Genomic DNA, 20,686 nt, shown 5'->3' on the forward strand with positions numbered 1-20,686 from the left:
GGCTGACACCTTCTGGAGAGAGAAATGGCAGATTTAGATGACATCAAAGACGGTAAAGATTTTGGTATTGATACACCCCAAAAGAACACTCTGTTTGAATTGAAAGGCAGCGGTGCGCTGGATTGGGGAATGCAGTCGCGTTTGGCGCGGATTTTTAATCCAGCGACCAATAAAACGGTGATGCTGGCGTTTGATCACGGTTATTTTCAGGGGCCGACCACGGGATTGGAGCGTATTGATATCAATATCGCCCCGCTGTTTGAGCACACTGATGTACTGATGTGTACCCGCGGTATTCTGCGCAGTCAGGTTCCACCTGCAACCAATAAACCCGTGGTACTGCGTGCATCCGGCGCTAATTCGATTTTGACTGAGTTGTCCAATGAAGCGGTGGCTGTGGCGATGGAGGATGCGCTTCGGCTGAATGTGTGCGCCGTGGCGGCGCAAGTTTATATTGGTTCTGAGCATGAACATCAATCCATCAAGAACATCATCAAGCTGGTGGATCAGGGAATGCGCTATGGTATGCCGACAATGGCCGTGACAGGCGTCGGGAAGGATATGGCGCGTGACCAGCGTTATTTCTCACTGGCGACCCGTATTGCCGCTGAAATAGGGGCGAACATTATCAAGACCTATTATGTTGATAGCGGTTTTGAACGGATCGCAGCAGGCTGTCCTGTGCCGATTGTGATTGCAGGCGGCAAGAAATTACCGGAGATAGAGGCGTTGGAGATGTGCTATCAGGCGATTGATCAGGGTGCGTCCGGCGTTGATATGGGACGGAATATCTTCCAGTCCGAAGCGCCGGTAGCCATGCTGAAAGCGGTTCAGGCGGTGGTTCATCACAATGAGAAGCCAGCGCAGGCTTATGAACTGTTCCTGAGTGAAAAGGCTAAGGGGGAATAATATGCAAGTCACGTTAGTCGAAATCAACGTTAAAGCCGACAAGATTGACGAATTTATCGAGGTTTTTCGTGATAATCACCTTGGTTCGGTCAAAGAGCCGGGCAACTTACGCTTTGATGTGCTGCGGGATGAAAATATTCCGACCCGCTTTTATGTTTATGAAGCCTATGCTGATGAAGCCGCAGTGGCCGCCCATAAAAAAACGCCTCATTACCTGCGCTGTGTCGAGAGATTGGAAGCGTTGATGACCGAGCCAAGGAAAAAAATAACGTTTATTGGCTTGATGCCGGAAGGGAAATAGCGTTATAACATGATTGATATATGCACAGCCCGCAACATAATCTGTGGGCTGTTTTCTGAAAATGCGGTTGCCTAATGCTGCTCATATTTGCACTTTTTTGAATTTTTAGCTTTATCTGCCATTGGCACCATCAAGTAAAATTAGATGCCATTCATAAAGATATGAAGCCCCTTCAACTGCACAGTAGAAAATCGGAGCGATTATCATTATCCGTTTATCAGGGGAGTAATAATCATGTCGAAAAAACATGCAGCCTATAATGCTATTGGAGAACGTTATGAGCAATTCATAGAAGACACACCTCAACGTGAAATAGACGTTCGTACCATACTCAGTATGGTTGGTGATGTCAGTGGAAAATCGGTTCTGGATGTGGCCTGTGGATATGGTTATTTCGGTCGAGAGTTACGCAAACGTGGAGCGTCAAAAGTCGTTGGTGTGGATATTTCTGAAGCAATGATAGAGCATGCCAGAGAAAAGTCGGAACAGCATAATGATGATATAGAATTTCATGTGCAAGATGTCTGCCATATGGAATCACTTGGCAAGTTTGATATCATTGTTGCGGCTTGGTTGTTCAATTATGCTGAATCGATTGACGATTTGGAAAAAATGTTTCAGGTCGTCGCTAGCCATCTCAAACTTTCAGGTAAGTTAGTTGCTTATACGGTTTCACCCGCTTTCCGCTTCAATCAGGGTAACTACGATATTTATGGTATCAATATCCTGAGTGAAGAGCCATGCAAAGGTGGTGCCTATTATCACGTGGAATTTTTAACGACACCACCAAGCCTCCTTATTTTCTATCGATGGAACCATGAGGATTATGAACGCGCTATTCAAAAGGCAGGGTTCAGTCGAGTTGAATGGCAAAAACCTAAGCTGTTAGAGAATGATTTCAAACGTTATCCCGAGGGTTTTTGGGATATTTTCCAACGAAATAATCTGAATATAGGCTTTACCTGTCAGTTCTGATGGTTTGCTCTTTTTATGTTTGGTTACAAAGCTATCAGGAATAGCATATTGGCTTTTAGCTATGCTTTCCTGCGTTTCTTCCCTTCAACCACGCCACAATAAACGCTGTTACCTGTTGTGGCTGGTTGATATCAAGTTGAGGAAATGTGATTGCCAGCGGAGTATCGCTGGCAACGGCAATAACATGGGGATCAAGGATCTGATCAAAGACAATGTTCAGGCCGTGGCGATAGAGAGCGATTTTTGCAATGGCTTCTTCCTTGAAGCCTTCGACCAGAACCAGATCCAGGGAATCTGCATCGAACCGACTGGCGAGATAGTGCAGATCCAGCTCTGGCAAGTCTGGTGTTTCTGTCATCAATGCCCAACGCTGCTGGCTGGCGACCAACGTTTGTGCTGCCCCTGCCTTACGCAGCTCATAACTGTCTTTGCCCGGTTGATCGACATCCATATTATGGTGAGTGTGCTTAATCAACCCCACGCGGATATGCTGCTGGCGCAATAGCGGAATGATCTGCTTGAGCAGTGTTGTTTTACCTGTTCCACTATAGGCGGTGATGCCGAGCAGCGGCAATGTCGTCGGGTTCATGCTGACTCCTGGAAATATTCCCAATGCTGGTATTCTTCCGGTGTATTTAAATTGGTGAAGGCGTCGGGATAGGGAAAATAAACCGCTTTTGCCTTAATCATCTGCATAAAAAACATCAGCTTTCTCTCTCCCAGTGCCAGGTAGCTTTCCAGGCGGGGGATCAGGCTGCGGTGCATTAAAGCCAGTGTGGGATGGGCACGTTGGCAATCATGGACATAAACTGCCCATGAATGCTGCCGATAACGCCACAGTTTTTCCACAAGGTCATCGGGGAAATCTGGCACATCACAGGGGACAAAGATCACCCATTCATGAATGGCCTTCTTCAATACCGCCAGCATACCTGCCAGTGGCCCAGAAAAATCGGTGATGATATCCGGTATGATGGGATAACCACTCTGCTGATAAAGCGCCTGATTACGGTTGGCGTTAATCAACAGTTCTTGCACCTGCGGCTGCAATCTTGTGGCAATGTGTTGGTATAATGGTGCGCCGTCGAATGGCAATAATCCTTTGTCATTTCCCCCCATGCGGGTAGATAGCCCTCCGGCCAGAATTGCGCCACTCATTTTTGGATGCGTCATGTTAACTCACCTGATATTTGGCAATGAAATATTTAATTATTTGATTTATAACCTTTGTAAATCAATATGTAACAATGCTTTCATGGAAGGGAGTATAACCTTTACGCTTATTGACAGACCAACTCTTTCTCTAAGTCATTATCCTTGCTAATTTGTATAGCCATTTATAAGGAATTAAAAATGAAGAAGATTTTAAGACGGCTTTGCTGCGTGCCAGAGGCATTATTAAAGATTAATGAAGAGAGAGCAGGGTTGTGACGGAACAAATGGCTTTTAACTTCCGGAATATTACACCGGACTTAATCATGGATGCGTTGGTGCAGTCGGGTCTGTATATTGATTCTGGCTTAACTGAACTGAATAGCTATGAAAACCGCGTCTATCAGTTCATGGATGAAAATCGTAAACGTTATGTCGTGAAATTTTATCGACCGCAGCGCTGGAGCCAGCAGCAGATCCAAGAAGAGCATGATCTTGCACTGGCATTACAGCAGGCAGATTTGCCCGTTGCGGCGCCTCTGGTGTTTGCCGGGCAGACGGTACTGAATCATAGTGGGTTCTTCTTCGCCATTTTCCCCAGTGTGGGTGGACGTCAGTATGAATCTGATAACTTTGATCAGTTGGAAGATGTTGGGCGATTGCTGGGGCAAATGCATCAAATTGGTCGCCAGAAAATATTTTCTACCCGTCCAACTATTGGTTTGGATGAATATTTATACCAGCCATACCGCTATCTATCTGCATGTAAATTAATTCCTGCTAAACATAAAAATGCCTTCTTTGCTGCGTTGGATGAGTTAAATCAAACGGTGGAAGAAGCATGGTATTCTGATGGGCAGATATTACGGCTGCATGGTGATTGCCATGCTGGCAATATCCTATGGCGTGATGAGGCATGGTTCGTGGATCTTGATGATGCCCGCAATGGCCCGGCGATTCAGGATTTGTGGATGCTGCTCAATGGCTCACGGCAAGAACGCTTGATCCAATTGGATATTCTGCTTGAGTCATATAGCCAGTTTACGGATTTTGATCCAAAGACATTGGCACTGATAGAACCACTTCGCGCGATGAGAATGGTCTATTATTTGGCTTGGGTTGCCCGTCGCTGGCAAGATCCGGCTTTTCCAAAAGCCTTTCCGTGGATGGCCGACAGCGACTTCTGGCATGGCCAGGTGAGTCTTTTTTCTGAACAAATTCGGCTGTTACAGGCACCCCCTTTACAGCTAAATCCGATGTATTAATTTTACTGGAGAACATTATGAAGACATTTTGGTTAGCACTGGTGGGAGTATTTATGGTATTTAATGCCAGTGCTTCTGGTTTTTCTGAAGATAAACAATACGTTGAATTAAAAAATCCAGTGGCCAATCAGCCACAGGTTTTAGAATTTTTCTCCTTTTATTGTCCCCACTGCTACCAGTTTGAAAATATTTACCATGTTCCTAGTACCGTTGAGAAGAATTTGCCAGCAGGTGTCACTCATGAGCGTTACCACGTCGATTTTATCGGGCCTTTGGGGAAAGATTTGACAGAGGCGTGGGCGGTTGCCATCGTCATGAAAATTGAGGATAAAGTCACCCCAATTTTGTTTGAGGGTATCCAGAAAACCCAAACCATCAATAGCAAGGCCGATATCCGTAATGCTTTTATCAAAGCAGGTGTGTCAGGTGAAGAGTATGATGCGGCGTTGAACAGCTTTATTGTGAAATCGGTGGCAGCCAAAGAGCGTCAGGCCGCTAGCGATCTACAACTGCAAGGGGTTCCTGCTGTTTATGTGAATGGCAAGTACCAGATTAAAAATGATGGTATTGAGCCGGCGACAGTGACTGGGTATGCCAAGGGCTTTTCTGATGTAGTGAATTATCTGGTGACAAAAAAATAAGTCGGAAACCACGGCTGTAATTAAACAGGCACGTTAGTATTAATATAAAATAATACGTGTATTGTGCCAGCCATGATAAAGCTGGCACAATACTTGCTGAAAAGCCCCTTTCATAACATAAACTCCGGTTATATCCACAAGTCAGTGATTTTTAAGTCATTGTAATATTTCTTTAATATTCCGCGTAATCTATTGATTTTTACCTCCTGTTACTCATTTTTTAGGGGGGTAAACATAAATCTGTTTTATGTGCTAATTTTTTGTGCACAAAGTTATCCACAATTCATTCATCAGAATATTTGTCAGAAAAAGCCTGTCAGCATGAGAAAATTATCGCAAAATTCGTCTATAACGACACAGTATGGCATTCTACTCTTTAATCATCCCACAGAACGACGAAGAAAATTTTATGGCACAGATAGCAGACAATCCCCTGATTTTGGTTGATGGTTCTTCATACCTTTATCGTGCATACCATGCGTTTCCTCCGCTGACGAATAGTGCGGGAGAACCAACGGGCGCCATGTATGGTGTCCTGAATATGCTGCGCAGCTTAATCATCCAGTATAAACCCAGTCATGTGGCGGTCGTGTTTGATGCCAAGGGCAAAACGTTCCGTGATGAGTTATTTGCTGAATATAAATCTCATCGTCCCCCGATGCCGGATGATTTACGTGGGCAGATTGAACCACTGCATAAAATGGTCGAGGCAATGGGGCTGCCAATTCTGGTTGTGCCGGGTGTCGAAGCTGATGACGTCATTGGTACACTGGCCTTGCAGGCGGAAAAAGAAGGGCGTTCCGTTCTGATCAGTACGGGCGATAAAGATATGGCTCAGTTGGTTACGCCCCATATCACGCTGATTAACACCATGACTAACACCATTCTGGGGCCGGAAGGGGTCTCGGAGAAATATGGTGTTCCACCTGAGTTGATCATCGATTTTCTCGCTCTGATGGGAGACTCCTCCGATAATATTCCCGGCGTACCGGGTGTCGGTGAAAAAACGGCGCTGGGATTATTGCAGGGCATCGGCAGTCTGGATGATATCTATGCCAGACTTGATGAGATCGTGACACTCAGCTTCCGTGGAGCCAAAACGCTGGGGGCGAAAATGGAGCAGCACAAAGAGGTGGCTTACCTTTCTTATCAATTGGCAACGATTAAAACGGATGTTGAGCTGAATAAAACTTGTCTGGAGCTTGCGGTTACAGCCCCTGACAGCGATGAACTGCTGGCGCTGTTCAGCCGCTATGAATTCAAACGTTGGTTGAGCGATGTACAGAATGGCAGTTGGTTGGAAGGTAATAGCCAAAAGTCCGCTGCGGCAGGCGCTACGACTGACTCAGCCACCACCAGCAGCGCACCGGCGGCTGTCAATATTTCGTCGGAAAATTACCAAACTATCCTTGACCGAAAATCCCTTGATGAGTGGATTGTGAAGCTGAAACAGGCTCCGGCCTTCTCTTTTGATACTGAGACAGATGGCCTTGATACGTTGACGGTCAATCTGGTGGGCATGTCTTTTGCTATTGCGGTGGGAGAATCAGAGGTTGAAGCGGCATATCTGCCGTTGGGGCATGATTACCTCGATGCACCAGAACAACTGGATTTGCATGAAGTTCTGGCGGCATTAAAACCCCTGCTGGAAGATGAAAACCTGCCTAAAATTGGTCAGAACCTGAAATTTGATCGTGGGGTGCTGGCACGTTACGACGTCGCTTTGAATGGCATTGTTTTTGATACGATGCTGGAGTCGTATGTCCTGAACAGTGTAAGCGGACGGCATGACATGGATAGCCTGGCAGATCGTCATCTGGGATATAAAACCACGACTTTTGAAGAAATCGCGGGCAAGGGCAAAAAGCAGCTTACCTTCAATCAAATCTCGCTGGAAGAAGCGGCAAAATATGCGGCTGAAGATGCGGATGTGACTTTGCGGCTGCACCAAGCCATGTATCCTCAAGTAGACAGTGTGCCGGCGCTGAAAAGCGTCTTCCAGAACATCGAAATGCCATTGGTGCCAGTGCTTTCCCGCATAGAGCGAACTGGCGTGCTGATCGATGCCCAAACCCTGGCTGAACACTCAACGGAAATCACTGCGCGGCTGGGAGAACTGGAAAAAGCCGCTTATGAACTGGCGGGTGAAGAGTTCAATCTGGCTTCCCCAAAACAGTTACAGGTCATTCTCTTTGAAAAGCTGAACCTGCCTGTACTGAAAAAGACGCCAAATGGGGCACCATCGACCAATGAAGAAGTGTTGGAAGAACTGGCAGATAACCATGAACTGCCGCGGGTAATTCTGGAACATCGCGGTCTGGCAAAACTGAAATCCACTTATACCGACAAACTGCCGCAGATGGTTAACCCGCTCACCAAACGAGTTCACACTTCTTATCATCAGGCAGTGACAGCGACCGGACGCCTTTCTTCCCGTGATCCTAACCTGCAAAACATTCCTGTCCGTAATGACGAGGGGCGACGTATCCGTCAGGCATTTATTGCACCGGAAGGTTATCGCATCATGGCGGCGGACTACTCGCAGATAGAATTGCGGATTATGGCGCATCTGTCACAGGATAAGGGCTTGTTGGAGGCTTTTGCGCAGGGTAAGGATATTCACAGTGCGACGGCGGCTGAAGTCTTTGGCGTGCCACTGGAAGAAGTGACCAGCGAACAGCGCCGTAGTGCGAAGGCGATCAATTTTGGTCTGATTTATGGCATGAGTGCGTTTGGTCTATCCCGCCAGTTAGGTATTCCACGCGGAGAGGCTCAACGCTATATGGATCTCTATTTTGAACGCTATCCGGGGGTACTGGCCTATATGGAACGTACACGCCAGCAGGCGGCTGAGCATGGTTTTGTTGAAACGTTGGAAGGGCGTCGCCTTTACCTGCCGGATATCAAATCACGCAATGCCATGCGCCGCAAGGCTTCTGAACGCGAGGCGATTAACGCGCCAATGCAGGGAACGGCGGCGGATATCATCAAACTGGCAATGATCGCGGTGGATAATTGGATCGTCAGTGAGCAGCCAAATGTGCGCATGATTATGCAGGTGCACGATGAACTGGTATTTGAGGTTCATGAATCAGAACTGGCGACAGCGGAGCAGAAAATCAGTGAGTTGATGGAAAAAAGTATGCAGCTTGATGTGCCGTTAAAAGTAGATGTGGGAATTGGGATCAACTGGGATCAAGCTCATTGATTAACGGATGAAAACAGCCACTTGGTCAGTCAAAAATCTGAAAAGTAAACAAAATAGCCACAAAAAAAGTGGCTTTTTTGTTATGGTGCAGAATTTTATGGGGCTAATTTTTTATTGAAGTATTTTGATGGAATGACTGTTTATTTAACGGCCTGAAATTATCCTCATAATGCCGCGAAAGGGCTTGTAACAAGAATTTAGCTTAGGTTTGAGATTAGATCTAGATCTCACAAATATGTAATTAAACTACATAAAAAATGATGTAATGACCCGATTTAGCGAAATAATTGCGGCTGAATCACGGTATCACATGAAAATTAGTTACAAAAAAATCTTTTTCTGGTGAAAAAAATAGGGTAGAGTTGTTCGCGTAGGGTACAGAGGTAAGATGTTCTATCTTTCAGACCTTTTACTTCACGTAATCGGATTTAGCTGAATATTAGCTGCCCCAGTCATTTCTTTTGACTGGGGCGTTTTTTTATGCGCGATGCACGGCTTTAGGGGATAGGTGAAGCTCACTCCACCTCAATGGCAGGCTGGTTGAACCAGTAGTCAAGTTTCTGCTCAAGTTGATCGATGCCGATTTTTTTCAGGGCAGAGAAATTTTCAATTTGAATCTCGCCACCCAGAGAAGCCAGCTCCTGACGGACTTTCGCCAATTGGCTTTTACGGGCGCCGGATGCCAATTTATCCGCTTTCGTCAGCAAAACCATAACGGGTACTTGCATCACGACTGCCCATTCGATCATCTGCATATCCAGATCTTTCAGTGGATGACGGATATCCATCAAAACCACCAACCCCAGCAGACACTCACGTTTCTGGAGATACTCTCCCAGTGCGTTCTGCCATTTGCGTTTCATCTCTTCTGGTACTTCAGCGTAGCCATAACCCGGTAAGTCAACCAGCCGAATACCTTCTTCCACTTCGAACAGGTTGATAAGCTGAGTACGCCCCGGGGTCTTACTGGTGCGAGCAAGGCTCTTTTGTTTAGTCAGTGCATTCAGGGCGCTGGATTTACCCGCATTCGACCGACCGGCAAACGCGACCTCAATACCCACATCTTGAGGCAGGTGGCGAATGTCAGGTGCACTCGTGACAAAGTGGGTCATGTGATAGTTGTAGTTTTTGATGGTCAAAATGGTTATCTCCCTGAGGAATACACGAAAACAGCGCGCTGATTATACCTAGAGCAGCGGCTTGTGGACAGGTGTAACTACTAATTGCACGATATCTGTATTGTATACCCTTTGGTTTAATACTCTATATTTCTCGCCATTTATAACGTTATTCCCCACATAAACAAAATTCAGGTTATGAGACCATAATAGCCATTCAGATAGAATTCATCTCAACAAATAGCTGCTTACTCGTAAATGTAGGTAAATCTTTGGAACTTAGTTCTATAGGGAATTACACTTAATAAGTTTTGTTGTTATGAGTTTTGTAATTGACCTCAAAAATAAAGGAACCATTAATGTTTAAACGTATTTTTGTGTCGCTTATGGCTGCATGTGCTATCAGTGTGATGGCAGCTCCGGCATTGGCTGCCGAAACTCATGTGAAGCTGGTAACATCAGCAGGGGAAATAGAGCTTGCGCTGGATAGTAACAAGGCGCCAATCACCACAAAAAATTTCATTGAGTATGTCAATGAAGGGTTTTATAACAACACCATTTTTCACCGCATCATTCCCGGGTTTATGGTTCAGGGGGGTGGCTTCACAAAAGACATGAAGCAGAAGGTGACCAAAGCGCCAATCAAAAATGAAGCAGATAATGGTTTGCGTAATCTGCGTGGCACAATAGCGATGGCACGTACCGCAGATAAAGACAGTGCCACCAGCCAGTTCTTCATTAATGTCACCGATAACGCCTTCCTTGACCACGGTCAGCGTGATTTTGGTTATGCTGTCTTTGGTAAAGTCGTAAAAGGTATGGATGTGGTTGATAAAATGTCTCAGGTCAAAACAGAAAATGTTGGCCCTTATCAAAATGTCCCCGTGAAACCGATTGTGATCCTTTCTGCCAAAGTTGCACCTTAATTCAATAGGAAAACGGGTTTTCCTGCCTGAAACCTAGGAAGTAAGACGGTATTTGTATTGTGCCATTCGCTTTTTGAGTGCCGTCTTCCCCTTTCACCTGCGTTATCTTTTCACGTCAAGCTCTCATCATGGGTGAATGCTGCTGTTTGCTGGTAAGCTATCCTACTATTTTAAAAATACGTCTGTGGTATGATGAGCGTCCCGCTGCTGTTGATGCTGCTTTACCTGATTTTATCGAAATACAGAATGCACAATGCCCGCTAGGGTAGGGCAATATATAAAACTATAAAAATCAGTAGGATATACTCCTATGCTATTAATAATAGATAACTACGATTCTTTTACATTCAATTTATATCAATATTTTTGCGAGTTAGGGACAAATGTTTTAGTTAAGCGTAATGATGAATTACAGCTTGAAGATATCGAGAAGTTGGCGCCCACACATTTAGTGATTTCGCCGGGGCCTTGTACGCCAAATGAAGCAGGGATTTCACTAGAGGCCATTTCGCATTTTGCCGGCAAGTTGCCAATCCTCGGTGTGTGCCTCGGGCATCAGGCTATTGGGCAGGCTTTTGGTGCGAGTGTGGTCAAAGCCCGCGAGGTGATGCACGGAAAAAACAGCTTGATCCACCATAATCAACAAGGAGTATTCAAAGGATTGAACCGTCCACTGACTGTTACCCGTTATCATTCTCTGGTGATTGCTGCTGAAACCCTGCCAGCGTCGTTTGAAGTGACCGCATGGAGTCAGCATAACGGTAATGTAGATGAAATTATGGGAATACGTCACCGTACTTTGCCATTGGAAGGTGTGCAATTTCACCCTGAAAGCATTCTCAGTGAACAGGGACATGATTTGTTGAATAATTTTCTCAGATATTAACCAGATACTATCGCATTTTCCTCACCGGCTGTTTTTTTATTTGCCCTTATGTGATTTTTTATTCATATTTGGTGACTATTATTTCACTGTGATATGGCAAATATAAAAATAAGGTGAGGGAAATCACGTCTGCGCCAGCGGAATATCAGGGCAAGGCCAGTGAAGTGTTACAGAAAGCGGCGGAACGGGGCTTGATGCTGCCATTGCACAGATAAGACAAAGGAAGCAACAAAAAAGCCAGTGCAGGATAAGGGTTGCGCTGGCTCAGTTTCAAGAGCAATTTCAGGAACTAGCGGGTTCCATATACTACAATGGTTTTGCCATGAGCAGAGATCAGGTTTTGATCTTCTAACATCTTCAGAATGCGGCCAACTGTTTCGCGGGAACACCCGACAATCTGGCCAATTTCCTGACGTGTAATTTTTATTTGCATACCATCAGGATGGGTCATTGCATCAGGCTGTTTGGCCAGATTCATTAACGTCTTGGCAATACGGCCTGTGACATCCAGAAATGCTAGGTTACCGACTTTTTCTGAAGTTGTTTGTAAGCGTTTTGCCATCTGAGAGGATAGACGCATCAGAATATCAGGGTTGACCTGAATGAGTTGGCGAAATTTCTTGTAGGAAATTTCAGCGACTTCACAGGCACTTTTAGCTCGTACCCATGCAGTACGCAGCTTTCCTTCTTCAAACAATCCAAGCTCACCAATGAAATCTCCCTGATTTAAATAAGAGAGAATCATTTCTTTGCCTTCTTCATCTTTTATTAGAACAGCAACTGAACCTTTAACAATATAGTAAAGCGTTTCTGCTTTCTCGCCTTGATGAATAAGCGTGCTCTTGGATGGATATTTGTGAATATGGCAGTGTGACAAAAACCATTCAAGAGTAGGGTCTGTTTGTGGCTTGCCGAGAACCATTCGCTTTATCCTCTGTTGTTATTTCCGCCTTGATGACGTGAGGAACAGTTTTTCCTCACCCGGCTGGCTTTATAAAGTCAATAGCTTAACATATTAACTTGCTGAAAAACTGACAAGCGGGAATTTTATATAGATTATAATCATACCAAAATACGGGTGTCTTAATCTTAACCTATATATCTTGCCAGCTTCGCTTGTAACTTCGCTTGTAACTTCGTTTGTAACACAGGAAAACGTTTCTGTCTCCCCCTGTATCGCTTCAGCCCGCCAGATTAACAGAAATCTATTTGGAGCGTCGTCTTTATTGCTCTACGACTTATAGGAAATCGAGTAATGCCAATATTTCCAAAGGGAAAAGGAGAAAAAACATAAAGACGGGAACGGCTGAATGACTTTTTTATCGTGTAAGAGGCTGCGGGTACTTTGGTAAATATTGTACTGCTTTTACGCGTTTTACCTTACTGAATTTTCTCTTTATAATCTGTTTTTATTGTTACTGAAATGCTTATTTGCGTAAAACAGGCAACGTTATTTTTTGTTACCTGTTTAATTAAAAAATAAATTGCGTTTAAATCAAGAAATTTTTTTGCCTTCCAGTAATTGCTGAACCCACGGAGCCATAATTAACTCCATGGCCAGCCCCACTTTTCCGCCGGGAACGACAATGGTATTTATACTGGAAATAAATGACCCCTGAAGCATTGACAATAAATAAGGGAAATCAATTTGTTTCAGGCCACGGAAACGAATCACGATAAAACTTTCATCCAGAGATGGAATAGCCTTGGCGGAGAAGGGGTTAGAGGTATCAACTGTGGGAACGCGCTGGAAATTGATATGAGTACGGGAAAACTGTGGCGTAATATAGCGGATATAATCATCCATCGAACGCACCACGGAATCCATGACCGCCTCTCTTGAATGGCCACGTTCGCTGGTATCACGGATAAGTTTCTGTATCCACTCAAGGTTGACGATGGGGACGACACCAATCAGCAAATCAACATAGCTGGCGACATTATACTGTGGAGTAACAACGCCGCCATGCAACCCTTCATAAAACAGAATATCGGTGTTTGATGGCAGTGATTCCCACGGAGTGAATGTACCCGGTACTTGATTGTAAGGCACCGCTTCATCATAGGTGTGGAGATATCTCCGGCAGCGGCCAGTGCCTGTTTCACCATAGTTACAAAATGTCTTTTCCAACATGCTGAAATCATTGGCTTCTGGCCCAAAATAGCTGACATGCCTGCCTTGCTCTTTCGCCTTACGGATCTCGGCATCCATTTCAGGACGGGTGTAACGGTGGAAACTATCCCCTTCGATGAGTGCGGCAGTAACTTCAAGTTGTTGGAAAATCTTGCGGAACGCCACACTGGTCGTTGTTGTTCCGGCTCCGCTAGAACCCGTTATGGCAATGACAGGGTGTTTGGCAGACATAAGAACAGACTCCTTATCAATAAAAGTTGGGACTATCTTTCTCGTAATCAGCAATACAGAGCAAAATAAGGCAAACGGAACAGCCTGATAAGAAGAAGGCGCTAAGGGCGAAACATCTCTTTGGGCATGATATTGACGGTCTCATGCAGTTCAGACCAAACCAGCAGGACTTCTCCCCGTTCAAGCTGACGTTTTACATCCTGTACTTTTTGCTCCAGCGTTTTCTCATCTTCACCGTAATCGGTGCCTTCCCGCAAGACAAAACTTTCGATCAGGTCGAGTAGGGTTTCGGGTGCCAGTTGTTGCCACGGGATCATCATTGTGGTTGCTCCTGAGTGTGTAAATGGGGATTACCGGCCTCGCTCAGGGGGGAAACATTCTCACTCATAAGGGATTAATTTTCATGATTAGTCATCTTGTGTAGTGAATAACATACTGCTATTTTCGTCGAAAGGAAATGTTAACAATTTGGGTAAGAGGAACAACCCCCCATGACCGCAAGCCTGATATTCTCACTAAGCGCCTTCTTATTGATCTCTGCGATTACACCTGGCCCGAATAATATGCTGTTGACTTCATCGGGTGCCAATTTTGGTTTCCGTCGCTCGTTACCGCTTTGGCTGGGTATCCTTCTTGGCATACAGACAATCCTGCTGCTGTCTGCCTTTGGTGTGGGAGCAGTGCTGCTGCTGTATCCGGCGATGCACACCGTGTTGAAAGTGCTCGGTAGTCTGTATTTATTAAGGCTGGCGTGGAAAACGTCGACGGCACATTATAAACGGTTGGAAACGGCAAATTTGGCGGCCGTTCCCATCAAAGGCTACCAAGGCTGGTTATTACAGTTCCTGAACCCTAAGGCGTGGATGATGGGATTGGGCGCCGTCGGCAGTTACAGCCTACAGGGAGACTTATATAACCACTCAGTGGTAGTAATAAGTGTGGTGATGCTGGTCTCCAACATGATCGCCGGTACAGTGTGGATTGTTCTGGGTTCACTGATTGGCTTCCTGCTGAAAAGCCGCAATGCCTGGTTTATTTTCAATATCACCATGGGTATTCTCACTGCCGTCTGTGTCCCTTTGCTTTGGATTGGCTGAATCAGCTTAAATCAATATTTTTACTGCCAAAGAAAAATGTCAGTATAAAACCACTGATATAAGCAATGATTAAACCTGCGCCATACACTGCCATGCCCGTGAAGATGCCACTATCGGACGTCATCAGGGGCAGGGCGACCAGACCCGATGGGCCGAAAACAGAATTCAGCCCGACAGGGACTCCCAGCCAGGCAACCAGACCGATAAAAAACCCGCCGATTGCGCCCCCGAGACAAGCTGTGATAAAGGGTTTGACGCGAGGTAGTGTCACACCGTAAATCAGAGGTTCTCCGATCCCCAGAAAACCCGGAATGATAGCACCTTTGATTTGAGTGCGTAGCAGCGAACCTTTTTGGGCTTTCATATATAACGCCAGCGCAGAGCCGACCTGCCCTGCACCCGCCATTGCCAGAATCGGGAACAGCGAGTTAAAGTTTTGCACATCCATCAGCGTAAAATAGACGGGAACAAAACCCTGATGTACACCAAACATCACCGCAATTAAGAATAACCCTGCCAGAATTGCCGCACCGAATGGATTACCGTTCAGATGCATGAACAGCCATGACATCGCCGTAAACAGGTAGCTTCCCACAGGCATGATGACAATAAACGTGACGGCACCCATGATGAGCAGGGTGAGGGTGGAAGTGAGGATCATATCCAGATCAGAGGGCATAATTTTGCGGATCTGTTTTTCCACCCAGGCGCCGAGAATACAGGCAATCAGCACGCCGATGATATTCCCGCGCGGGTCAATGGCGAAGCCAAAGAAATCACTGATACCGGAATAGAAGCCGCTGGTGGCGCTGGCGTTATAACCCAGCACGAACAGGGAAGCGATAACGGCGCCATTGACGCCGGAGCCGCCAAAGGCTTTCTGCGCATTATAACCAATCAGAATACTCAGGAAACTGAACATCCCTTTGCTGAAAACTTTCATATAGCCGACCATCTCCACCAATACGGCATTGGGATGTCCGGCTCCCTGAATGAAAATCTGTTCCAGCAGGGTAGCGAACCCCAATAACAGGCCAACGGCGATAAAACCGGGGATCAGCGGGGTAAAAATGGTGGTGAATTTAGCCAGAAACTTATGAACTGAACGGGTTTGTTTTTCTTTGAGCTGCTTTTTATTGGAAGAAGCAATCTCTTTCAAACCGGCGGGCTGAGGTTCAGCGGTGGAATGATCGGCAGTACTCAATAGCGCGTTCATCATATCCGCGGCGGTTTGTGCTTTGCCGGGGCCAAGGACAATCTGGAGCTGTTCGTCATTTTCAATGACACCTAAAACCCCGGGAATTTTCTTTAAGGCAGTTTTATCGACCAGTGAATCATCACGCAGTGTTAATCGCAGGCGAGTCATGCAATTGCCACAATGCACAACATTATTCACGCCACCCATTGCCCTGAGTATTTCAACCAGCATTTCCTGACTGATTTTAGCCATTTATGACCCCTCCAAAGAAACCATGATCATCAGGATTTTGAGATAGCAGGCCGGATAAACCCTTGGTGTTCTGCCAGTAACCTTTTAGCGTCTTCGGCACAGGTTCCCGATAAAATCATCACGATTGCGGTTTTGCAGTGACCGCCACAGGCACTCAGGGCCTGTTCTGCCGTTTCCCTGCTGCATTCAGTGGCGGACATGACAATATTCTTCTGACGTTCGATCAATTTAGCATTGGTGGCTTCTATATCCACCATTAAATTGCCATACACCTTACCCGTGCGGATCATGGCTCCGGTTGTGATCATATTCAGCACCAGCTTTTGAGCCGTTCCTGCCTTCATGCGGGAAGAACCCGTCACGATTTCAGGCCCCACCACGGGCGTAATGGCGATATCAGCCAACTGCGTCATCGGGCTGTCCGGATTGCAACTGATGCAGGCTATAGTTGCCCCGACCGATCGGGCATATTCCATCGCGCCCAACACATAAGGCGTCCGGCCACTGGCGGCGATCCCGACCAGCACATCCCTTTCATTGAAGTGTAGTCCCTTAAGATCCTCTGCGCCTGATTGCTGATTATCTTCCGCATTTTCGACCGCCTTCAAAATTGCCTGATGCCCGCCGGCGATTAAACCGACAACCCATTCCGGCTTTGTACCATAAGTCGGGGGGCACTCACTCGCATCCAGAATGCCCAGACGCCCGGAGGTTCCGGCTCCGCTATATATCAATCGTCCGCCGTGACGGAATGCCTCGGCCACTTTATCGACCACCCGGGTAATTTGGGGCAGCGTTTTTTCAACGGCCAGAGCCACTTTTTTATCTTCATCATTGATAACGCGCAGCATATCGAGTGTGGATAGCTCATCAATATGGGTACTGGCAGGGTTACGGCTTTCTGTCACCATATTGCTCAGATCGATTTTCATTATTTGTTCCTGTTGTATGTGATGGGAAAGTGAATATGCCATTCATGGAGAGCAGATTATCGTACTGATGACTTGATATAAAATCCATTGGGTATCACCCGCATTATTTCCGCTATTAAAACAATAAGATTACTTTTTTTTATCACCTGATAACAATTTTTCATTGGGCATAACGATAAAAGCTTTCCTAATGTATTTTAATATCAAGAAATATTAGGATGTTATATCAATTAAGCATCCAATGTTTAATCGCTGGCGAAATGCTATATTTTCTGGGGTGCATATATATGGACTCATATATTAGTTATAAATCTGTCCGAACCTTTGCTTTTATATCTTCCTTACTGTTGTTATTGACATCTACGAGTGCACTCGCAGCGGAGAAACAAACTCCTGAACATGCCGCGCCGAAAAAATTTTTACAGCACAAAGAGCCGGAAAATAATGCTGATAATATAGAAAACGATAAAATCGGTATGTTTGCCGAACATATTCAGACAGCAGCCGATGTGCTGTCTTCTTCTCCTTCGGAATTAGCCGAACAAGCCAAATCTTATGCCTTGGGAAAATTAAATAGTACCGTCAACAATGAGGCGCAAAAATGGTTATCTCAGTTCGGTACGGCCAGAATTAATTTTGCGCTGGATAAAAAGGGAAAGCTAGAGAACAGTGCGTTTGATATATTATTCCCCCTTTATGACAATAAAGCGGACTGGCTATTATTTTCTCAAGTCGGTTATCGGAATAAAGACAGCCGGAATACACTGAACTTCGGTTTGGGAGGGCGTTATTTTCAGAATAACTGGATGTATGGCCTGAATACCTTCTTTGACCATGATTTCACCGGAAAAAACAGACGATTGGGATTGGGCGGGGAAATCTGGGGGGATTACCTGAAACTCTCTGCCAATACCTATTACCGTTTAAGTGACTGGCAACACTCACGGGATCACAAAGACTATTACGAACGTCCCGCCAATGGTTATGACATTAACGGGGAATTCTTCCTGCCGGTTTATCCCAATCTGGGCGCCAAGCTGACTTATGAACAATATTTCGGTGATAACGTGACCCTGTTCAACCGGGATACCAAACAGAAAAACCCCAGTCTGGCGAAACTGGGGCTGACGTATACCCCCATTCCGCTGGTGACGATGGGTGTGGATTATAAACAGGGGGGAAGCGGGCATACCGAAACCCAGTTTTTAGCGAATTTAAATTACAGACTGGGCGTCCCGCTCAGTGTGCAGTTATCCCCGGATAATGTGGCATCTATGCGCACGTTGGCGGGCAGCCGTTATGATCTGGTTGAGAGAAATTACAATATTGTTCTGGATCATCAGAAAAAACAAAACCTGCAATTGTCCCTGCCGGGAGAGATTGTGGGTTATAGCCATGAACAGCAGACAGTCACAGCTAAAATCAAAAACGCCTTTAGCAAATAATTTAAATATAACTACAGATAATCCAGTTGGACTAAAGCACCTGGATACTTCTATATCATTTGTATTATCACCTGATAGATTACATGGTTATATGACAATTTATTGCGCTGTTTTAGGAGAAGATCAAATAACGGCGGGAGAAAAAAATGTATCTTATGACATTAAGGCATCAGGTAAAAAAGTAAACACTATTACCTATAATGCCAAAAAGCTATTACCATATACAATCCAATTGGATTCAGAAAGGAAAGTATGTGTAACGCCTACAGTAGATCAGCCACTTGATTATAATAATGATAACTACATTCGTTTTTATGCTACTGTATTTGATAGTAATCATAAAATTATGAAGAATATGCCAATTCAGGTCTCTTCTTCCATGTTAGATAATAAATTAGAACGAGTAACGATTGCTTCTGATCCATCAGATAATAACAAGGATCCTAATAAAATTTTACCGATTACAGACAATGGTCAGCCTTTTTTTACCGTTTGTACATCTGATAAAGGAGTGGCAAGTTTTCGTGTTTATCCGATGAAAAATAAACAGGCCTCACTTTCATTATCTAGTTATATATTTGGTTCGAATTATAATTATACAACAGAGATGGTATTTATTATTACACCTGCACCCGAAGAGAGTCGTTTTCTTTTATGGATACCATACGTGCCTGCAGCGAATGGTGGTGTTTTAGCGGGGAAAGAAGACCAAAAAACATTTAATGTACAGATTGGGAGTTATGATAATATATCAGAGGCAGATAGCATTTTGTTTTTTACTAAAAGTAAGAATGGAATGCTTGATCCTGATGCATTAGTTTTACCGGTTCAGACAATCCAAGAGGCGAGTAATCCTACTTATACTTTTACTGTACCCTATGATATTCTCCCTGTGAATCAATGGACAGATTTTTATTATATTGTTGCTTCAGATTTTGGGTCTAGTAAATATTTAGATACTTAAAAATAAAATATTCAGGTGGTTCTAGTAATCTTCCGTCGGATAATGTTAATCGTATATATAATAAACCTGTAGTTTATTCAAGTTTTGCTGATTATCAAACAGATCCCCTGCTTAATAGCAACGATGCTGATGAAGCTAAGATTTTTGAGCATGACTATATCAATCAGGGAGATATTTCTAACTATATAAAAAACAATGGTTTTGATATATACGTAAAAATAATTGGAAGCCTTAATGATGAGCCAAAATCTGTTTACCCACTTGCTGGTGAAGAGGTGCATTTATCTGTGTATGTTAATTCAAAAACAAAGATACTCCATAAGACTTATAAGAAGACGTTATCAATAACGGCGGATATAGTGGGACAACCGTATTGTACTACGATAATACCTATTAAACACCCAGATTTGGCCGGAATAGTTTCCTATCACAACGGAATATCTGGATGGATTTATTTGGAGTATTATACAATTAATAAAGAGTCAGGTGCTAAAAAGTACAGTAAGATATAGCGAAATATGATTGAAACGTCACTTGGTTTTAATTCAGATGATAACTAATTAAAAGATTTAATGTTTTTTAAATTATATTATTTATGACTTTTTAGATTAACTTATAGATGGAATTTAATTATTAATAAATGTTTTTACGATATATTTACCAGAATTAAAGGTGCAGGATTTTAATGTGAATTATGTATTATAGATTAGTCTATTAATTAACTTCATCTTTATATATAAATATTTATAATTCCATATGGTTTTTTAATTTTTATAATAGTAAAAGTTTTTATTTTCAATGATTAATAAATGAGTTGATGATATGATTTTAAGTAAAAATAATAATCTTAATTCTGGAATTGAATTTCATTTGTCTGTACCTGATGGTGCAGATGTGGCTATTTCACAAGAATTTTATGTTGATATTACATTATTATCGGATTTTTCATTAAGCAATTTTCCTGATATAACGATAGTAAATCCAGTAGGATTAAAAAAAAATAGATATTATTACCCCTACATATCTATCTGAAGATTATAAGTCGGCTCATA

21 protein-coding genes are annotated in these 20,686 nt (G+C 44.2%); 13 read left to right on the forward strand and 8 right to left on the reverse strand.

Annotated elements, in window-relative coordinates:
- Positions 1-24 precede the first annotated feature (24 nt).
- The 3 genes from lsrF (at position 25) to PSI22_RS05610 (ending at position 2,185) form a co-directional block, all read left to right on the forward strand.
- Positions 25-909 (forward strand): 3-hydroxy-5-phosphonooxypentane-2,4-dione thiolase, encoded by an 885-nt coding sequence (lsrF, locus tag PSI22_RS05600; protein WP_038189325.1) that lies wholly within the window; start codon positions 25-27, stop codon positions 907-909.
- A gap of 1 nt (position 910) precedes the next feature.
- The gene (lsrG, locus tag PSI22_RS05605) at positions 911-1,210 is read left to right on the forward strand and encodes a (4S)-4-hydroxy-5-phosphonooxypentane-2,3-dione isomerase (protein WP_273578917.1); all 300 of its coding nucleotides are present in this window, start codon (positions 911-913) and stop codon (positions 1,208-1,210) included.
- Between the two features lie 234 nt (positions 1,211-1,444).
- Entirely contained in the window at positions 1,445-2,185 is a 741-nt protein-coding gene (locus PSI22_RS05610; RefSeq protein WP_273578918.1) for a class I SAM-dependent DNA methyltransferase, read from the forward strand.
- Between the two features lie 55 nt (positions 2,186-2,240).
- On the opposite strand, the gene mobB is transcribed toward PSI22_RS05610, so the two are convergent.
- Both mobB and mobA read right to left on the reverse strand, forming a co-directional pair.
- Complete coding sequence (gene mobB, locus PSI22_RS05615) at positions 2,241-2,774, reverse strand: molybdopterin-guanine dinucleotide biosynthesis protein MobB (RefSeq protein WP_273578919.1); 534 nt, start codon at positions 2,772-2,774, stop codon at positions 2,241-2,243.
- A complete protein-coding gene (gene mobA, locus PSI22_RS05620) occupies positions 2,771-3,358 on the reverse strand; it encodes a molybdenum cofactor guanylyltransferase MobA (protein ID WP_273578920.1) in 588 nt (195 codons plus the stop codon). Before mobA ends, mobB begins: the two co-directional genes overlap by 4 nt.
- Positions 3,359-3,624: 266 nt before the next feature.
- On the opposite strand from mobA, the gene PSI22_RS05625 reads away from it, so the two are divergent.
- The 4 genes from PSI22_RS05625 (at position 3,625) to spfP (ending at position 8,887) form a co-directional block, all read left to right on the forward strand.
- Positions 3,625-4,602, forward strand: a complete 978-nt coding sequence (locus tag PSI22_RS05625; RefSeq protein WP_273578963.1) for a serine/threonine protein kinase — start codon at positions 3,625-3,627, stop codon at positions 4,600-4,602.
- A 17-nt stretch (positions 4,603-4,619) separates the two neighbouring features.
- Positions 4,620-5,243: a thiol:disulfide interchange protein DsbA gene (dsbA, locus tag PSI22_RS05630; protein ID WP_273578921.1), complete on the forward strand. Its 624-nt coding sequence runs from the start codon at positions 4,620-4,622 to the stop codon at positions 5,241-5,243.
- A gap of 409 nt (positions 5,244-5,652) precedes the next feature.
- Positions 5,653-8,451 carry a DNA polymerase I gene (polA, locus tag PSI22_RS05635; RefSeq protein ID WP_273578922.1) on the forward strand — a complete coding sequence of 933 codons (2,799 nt, stop codon included), beginning with the start codon at positions 5,653-5,655 and terminating at the stop codon, positions 8,449-8,451.
- Positions 8,452-8,839: 388 nt separating this feature from the next.
- A complete protein-coding gene (spfP, locus tag PSI22_RS21625) occupies positions 8,840-8,887 on the forward strand; it encodes a small protein SpfP (RefSeq protein WP_438361642.1) in 48 nt (15 codons plus the stop codon).
- 79 nt (positions 8,888-8,966) lie between these two features.
- On the opposite strand, the gene yihA is transcribed toward spfP, so the two are convergent.
- Positions 8,967-9,590 carry a ribosome biogenesis GTP-binding protein YihA/YsxC gene (gene yihA, locus PSI22_RS05640; protein ID WP_038189345.1) on the reverse strand — a complete coding sequence of 208 codons (624 nt, stop codon included), beginning with the start codon at positions 9,588-9,590 and terminating at the stop codon, positions 8,967-8,969.
- Positions 9,591-9,928: 338 nt separating this feature from the next.
- Here yihA and ppiA point away from each other — a divergent pair, with 338 nt between their 5' ends.
- Together ppiA and PSI22_RS05650 are read left to right on the forward strand one after the other, a co-directional pair.
- Positions 9,929-10,495, forward strand: coding sequence for a peptidylprolyl isomerase A (gene ppiA / locus PSI22_RS05645; RefSeq protein WP_038189348.1), 567 nt, complete (start codon positions 9,929-9,931; stop codon positions 10,493-10,495).
- 310 nt (positions 10,496-10,805) lie between these two features.
- A complete protein-coding gene (locus PSI22_RS05650; RefSeq protein ID WP_038189351.1) occupies positions 10,806-11,381 on the forward strand; it encodes an aminodeoxychorismate synthase component II in 576 nt (191 codons plus the stop codon).
- Between the two features lie 289 nt (positions 11,382-11,670).
- Here PSI22_RS05650 and crp read toward each other — a convergent pair whose 3' ends face one another.
- From crp to PSI22_RS05665, 3 genes are all read right to left on the reverse strand, one after another.
- Complete coding sequence (gene crp, locus PSI22_RS05655) at positions 11,671-12,303, reverse strand: cAMP-activated global transcriptional regulator CRP (RefSeq protein WP_038195556.1); 633 nt, start codon at positions 12,301-12,303, stop codon at positions 11,671-11,673.
- Between the two features lie 573 nt (positions 12,304-12,876).
- Positions 12,877-13,746, reverse strand: coding sequence for a phosphoribulokinase (locus PSI22_RS05660; RefSeq protein ID WP_038195554.1), 870 nt, complete (start codon positions 13,744-13,746; stop codon positions 12,877-12,879).
- Between the two features lie 101 nt (positions 13,747-13,847).
- Entirely contained in the window at positions 13,848-14,066 is a 219-nt protein-coding gene (locus tag PSI22_RS05665; RefSeq protein WP_012990364.1) for a YheU family protein, read from the reverse strand.
- Between the two features lie 171 nt (positions 14,067-14,237).
- Between PSI22_RS05665 and PSI22_RS05670 the strand changes: the two genes are divergently transcribed.
- Positions 14,238-14,843 (forward strand): LysE family translocator, encoded by a 606-nt coding sequence (locus PSI22_RS05670; RefSeq protein ID WP_273578923.1) that lies wholly within the window; start codon positions 14,238-14,240, stop codon positions 14,841-14,843.
- A 1-nt stretch (position 14,844) separates the two neighbouring features.
- Here the strand turns inward: PSI22_RS05670 and murP are convergent, their stop codons facing one another.
- The gene (gene murP, locus PSI22_RS05675) at positions 14,845-16,293 is read right to left on the reverse strand and encodes a PTS N-acetylmuramic acid transporter subunit IIBC (protein WP_273578924.1); all 1,449 of its coding nucleotides are present in this window, start codon (positions 16,291-16,293) and stop codon (positions 14,845-14,847) included.
- Between the two features lie 29 nt (positions 16,294-16,322).
- Entirely contained in the window at positions 16,323-17,225 is a 903-nt protein-coding gene (murQ, locus tag PSI22_RS05680; RefSeq protein WP_273578925.1) for an N-acetylmuramic acid 6-phosphate etherase, read from the reverse strand.
- Positions 17,226-17,512: 287 nt separating this feature from the next.
- Between murQ and PSI22_RS05685 the strand changes: the two genes are divergently transcribed.
- From PSI22_RS05685 to PSI22_RS05695, 3 genes are all read left to right on the forward strand, one after another.
- The gene (locus tag PSI22_RS05685) at positions 17,513-18,670 is read left to right on the forward strand and encodes an inverse autotransporter beta domain-containing protein (RefSeq protein WP_273578926.1); all 1,158 of its coding nucleotides are present in this window, start codon (positions 17,513-17,515) and stop codon (positions 18,668-18,670) included.
- Positions 18,621-19,634, forward strand: coding sequence for a carbon-nitrogen hydrolase family protein (locus PSI22_RS05690; RefSeq protein WP_273578927.1), 1,014 nt, complete (start codon positions 18,621-18,623; stop codon positions 19,632-19,634). The genes PSI22_RS05685 and PSI22_RS05690 overlap by 50 nt, the downstream gene beginning before the upstream one ends.
- 822 nt (positions 19,635-20,456) lie before the next feature.
- Positions 20,457-20,666, forward strand: a complete 210-nt coding sequence (locus tag PSI22_RS05695; protein WP_273578928.1) for a hypothetical protein — start codon at positions 20,457-20,459, stop codon at positions 20,664-20,666.
- Positions 20,667-20,686: the final 20 nt, after the last annotated feature.

Origin of the sequence: Xenorhabdus aichiensis (assembly GCF_028598775.1) — a bacterium.
Taxonomy (GTDB): Bacteria; Pseudomonadota; Gammaproteobacteria; order Enterobacterales; family Enterobacteriaceae; genus Xenorhabdus; species Xenorhabdus bovienii.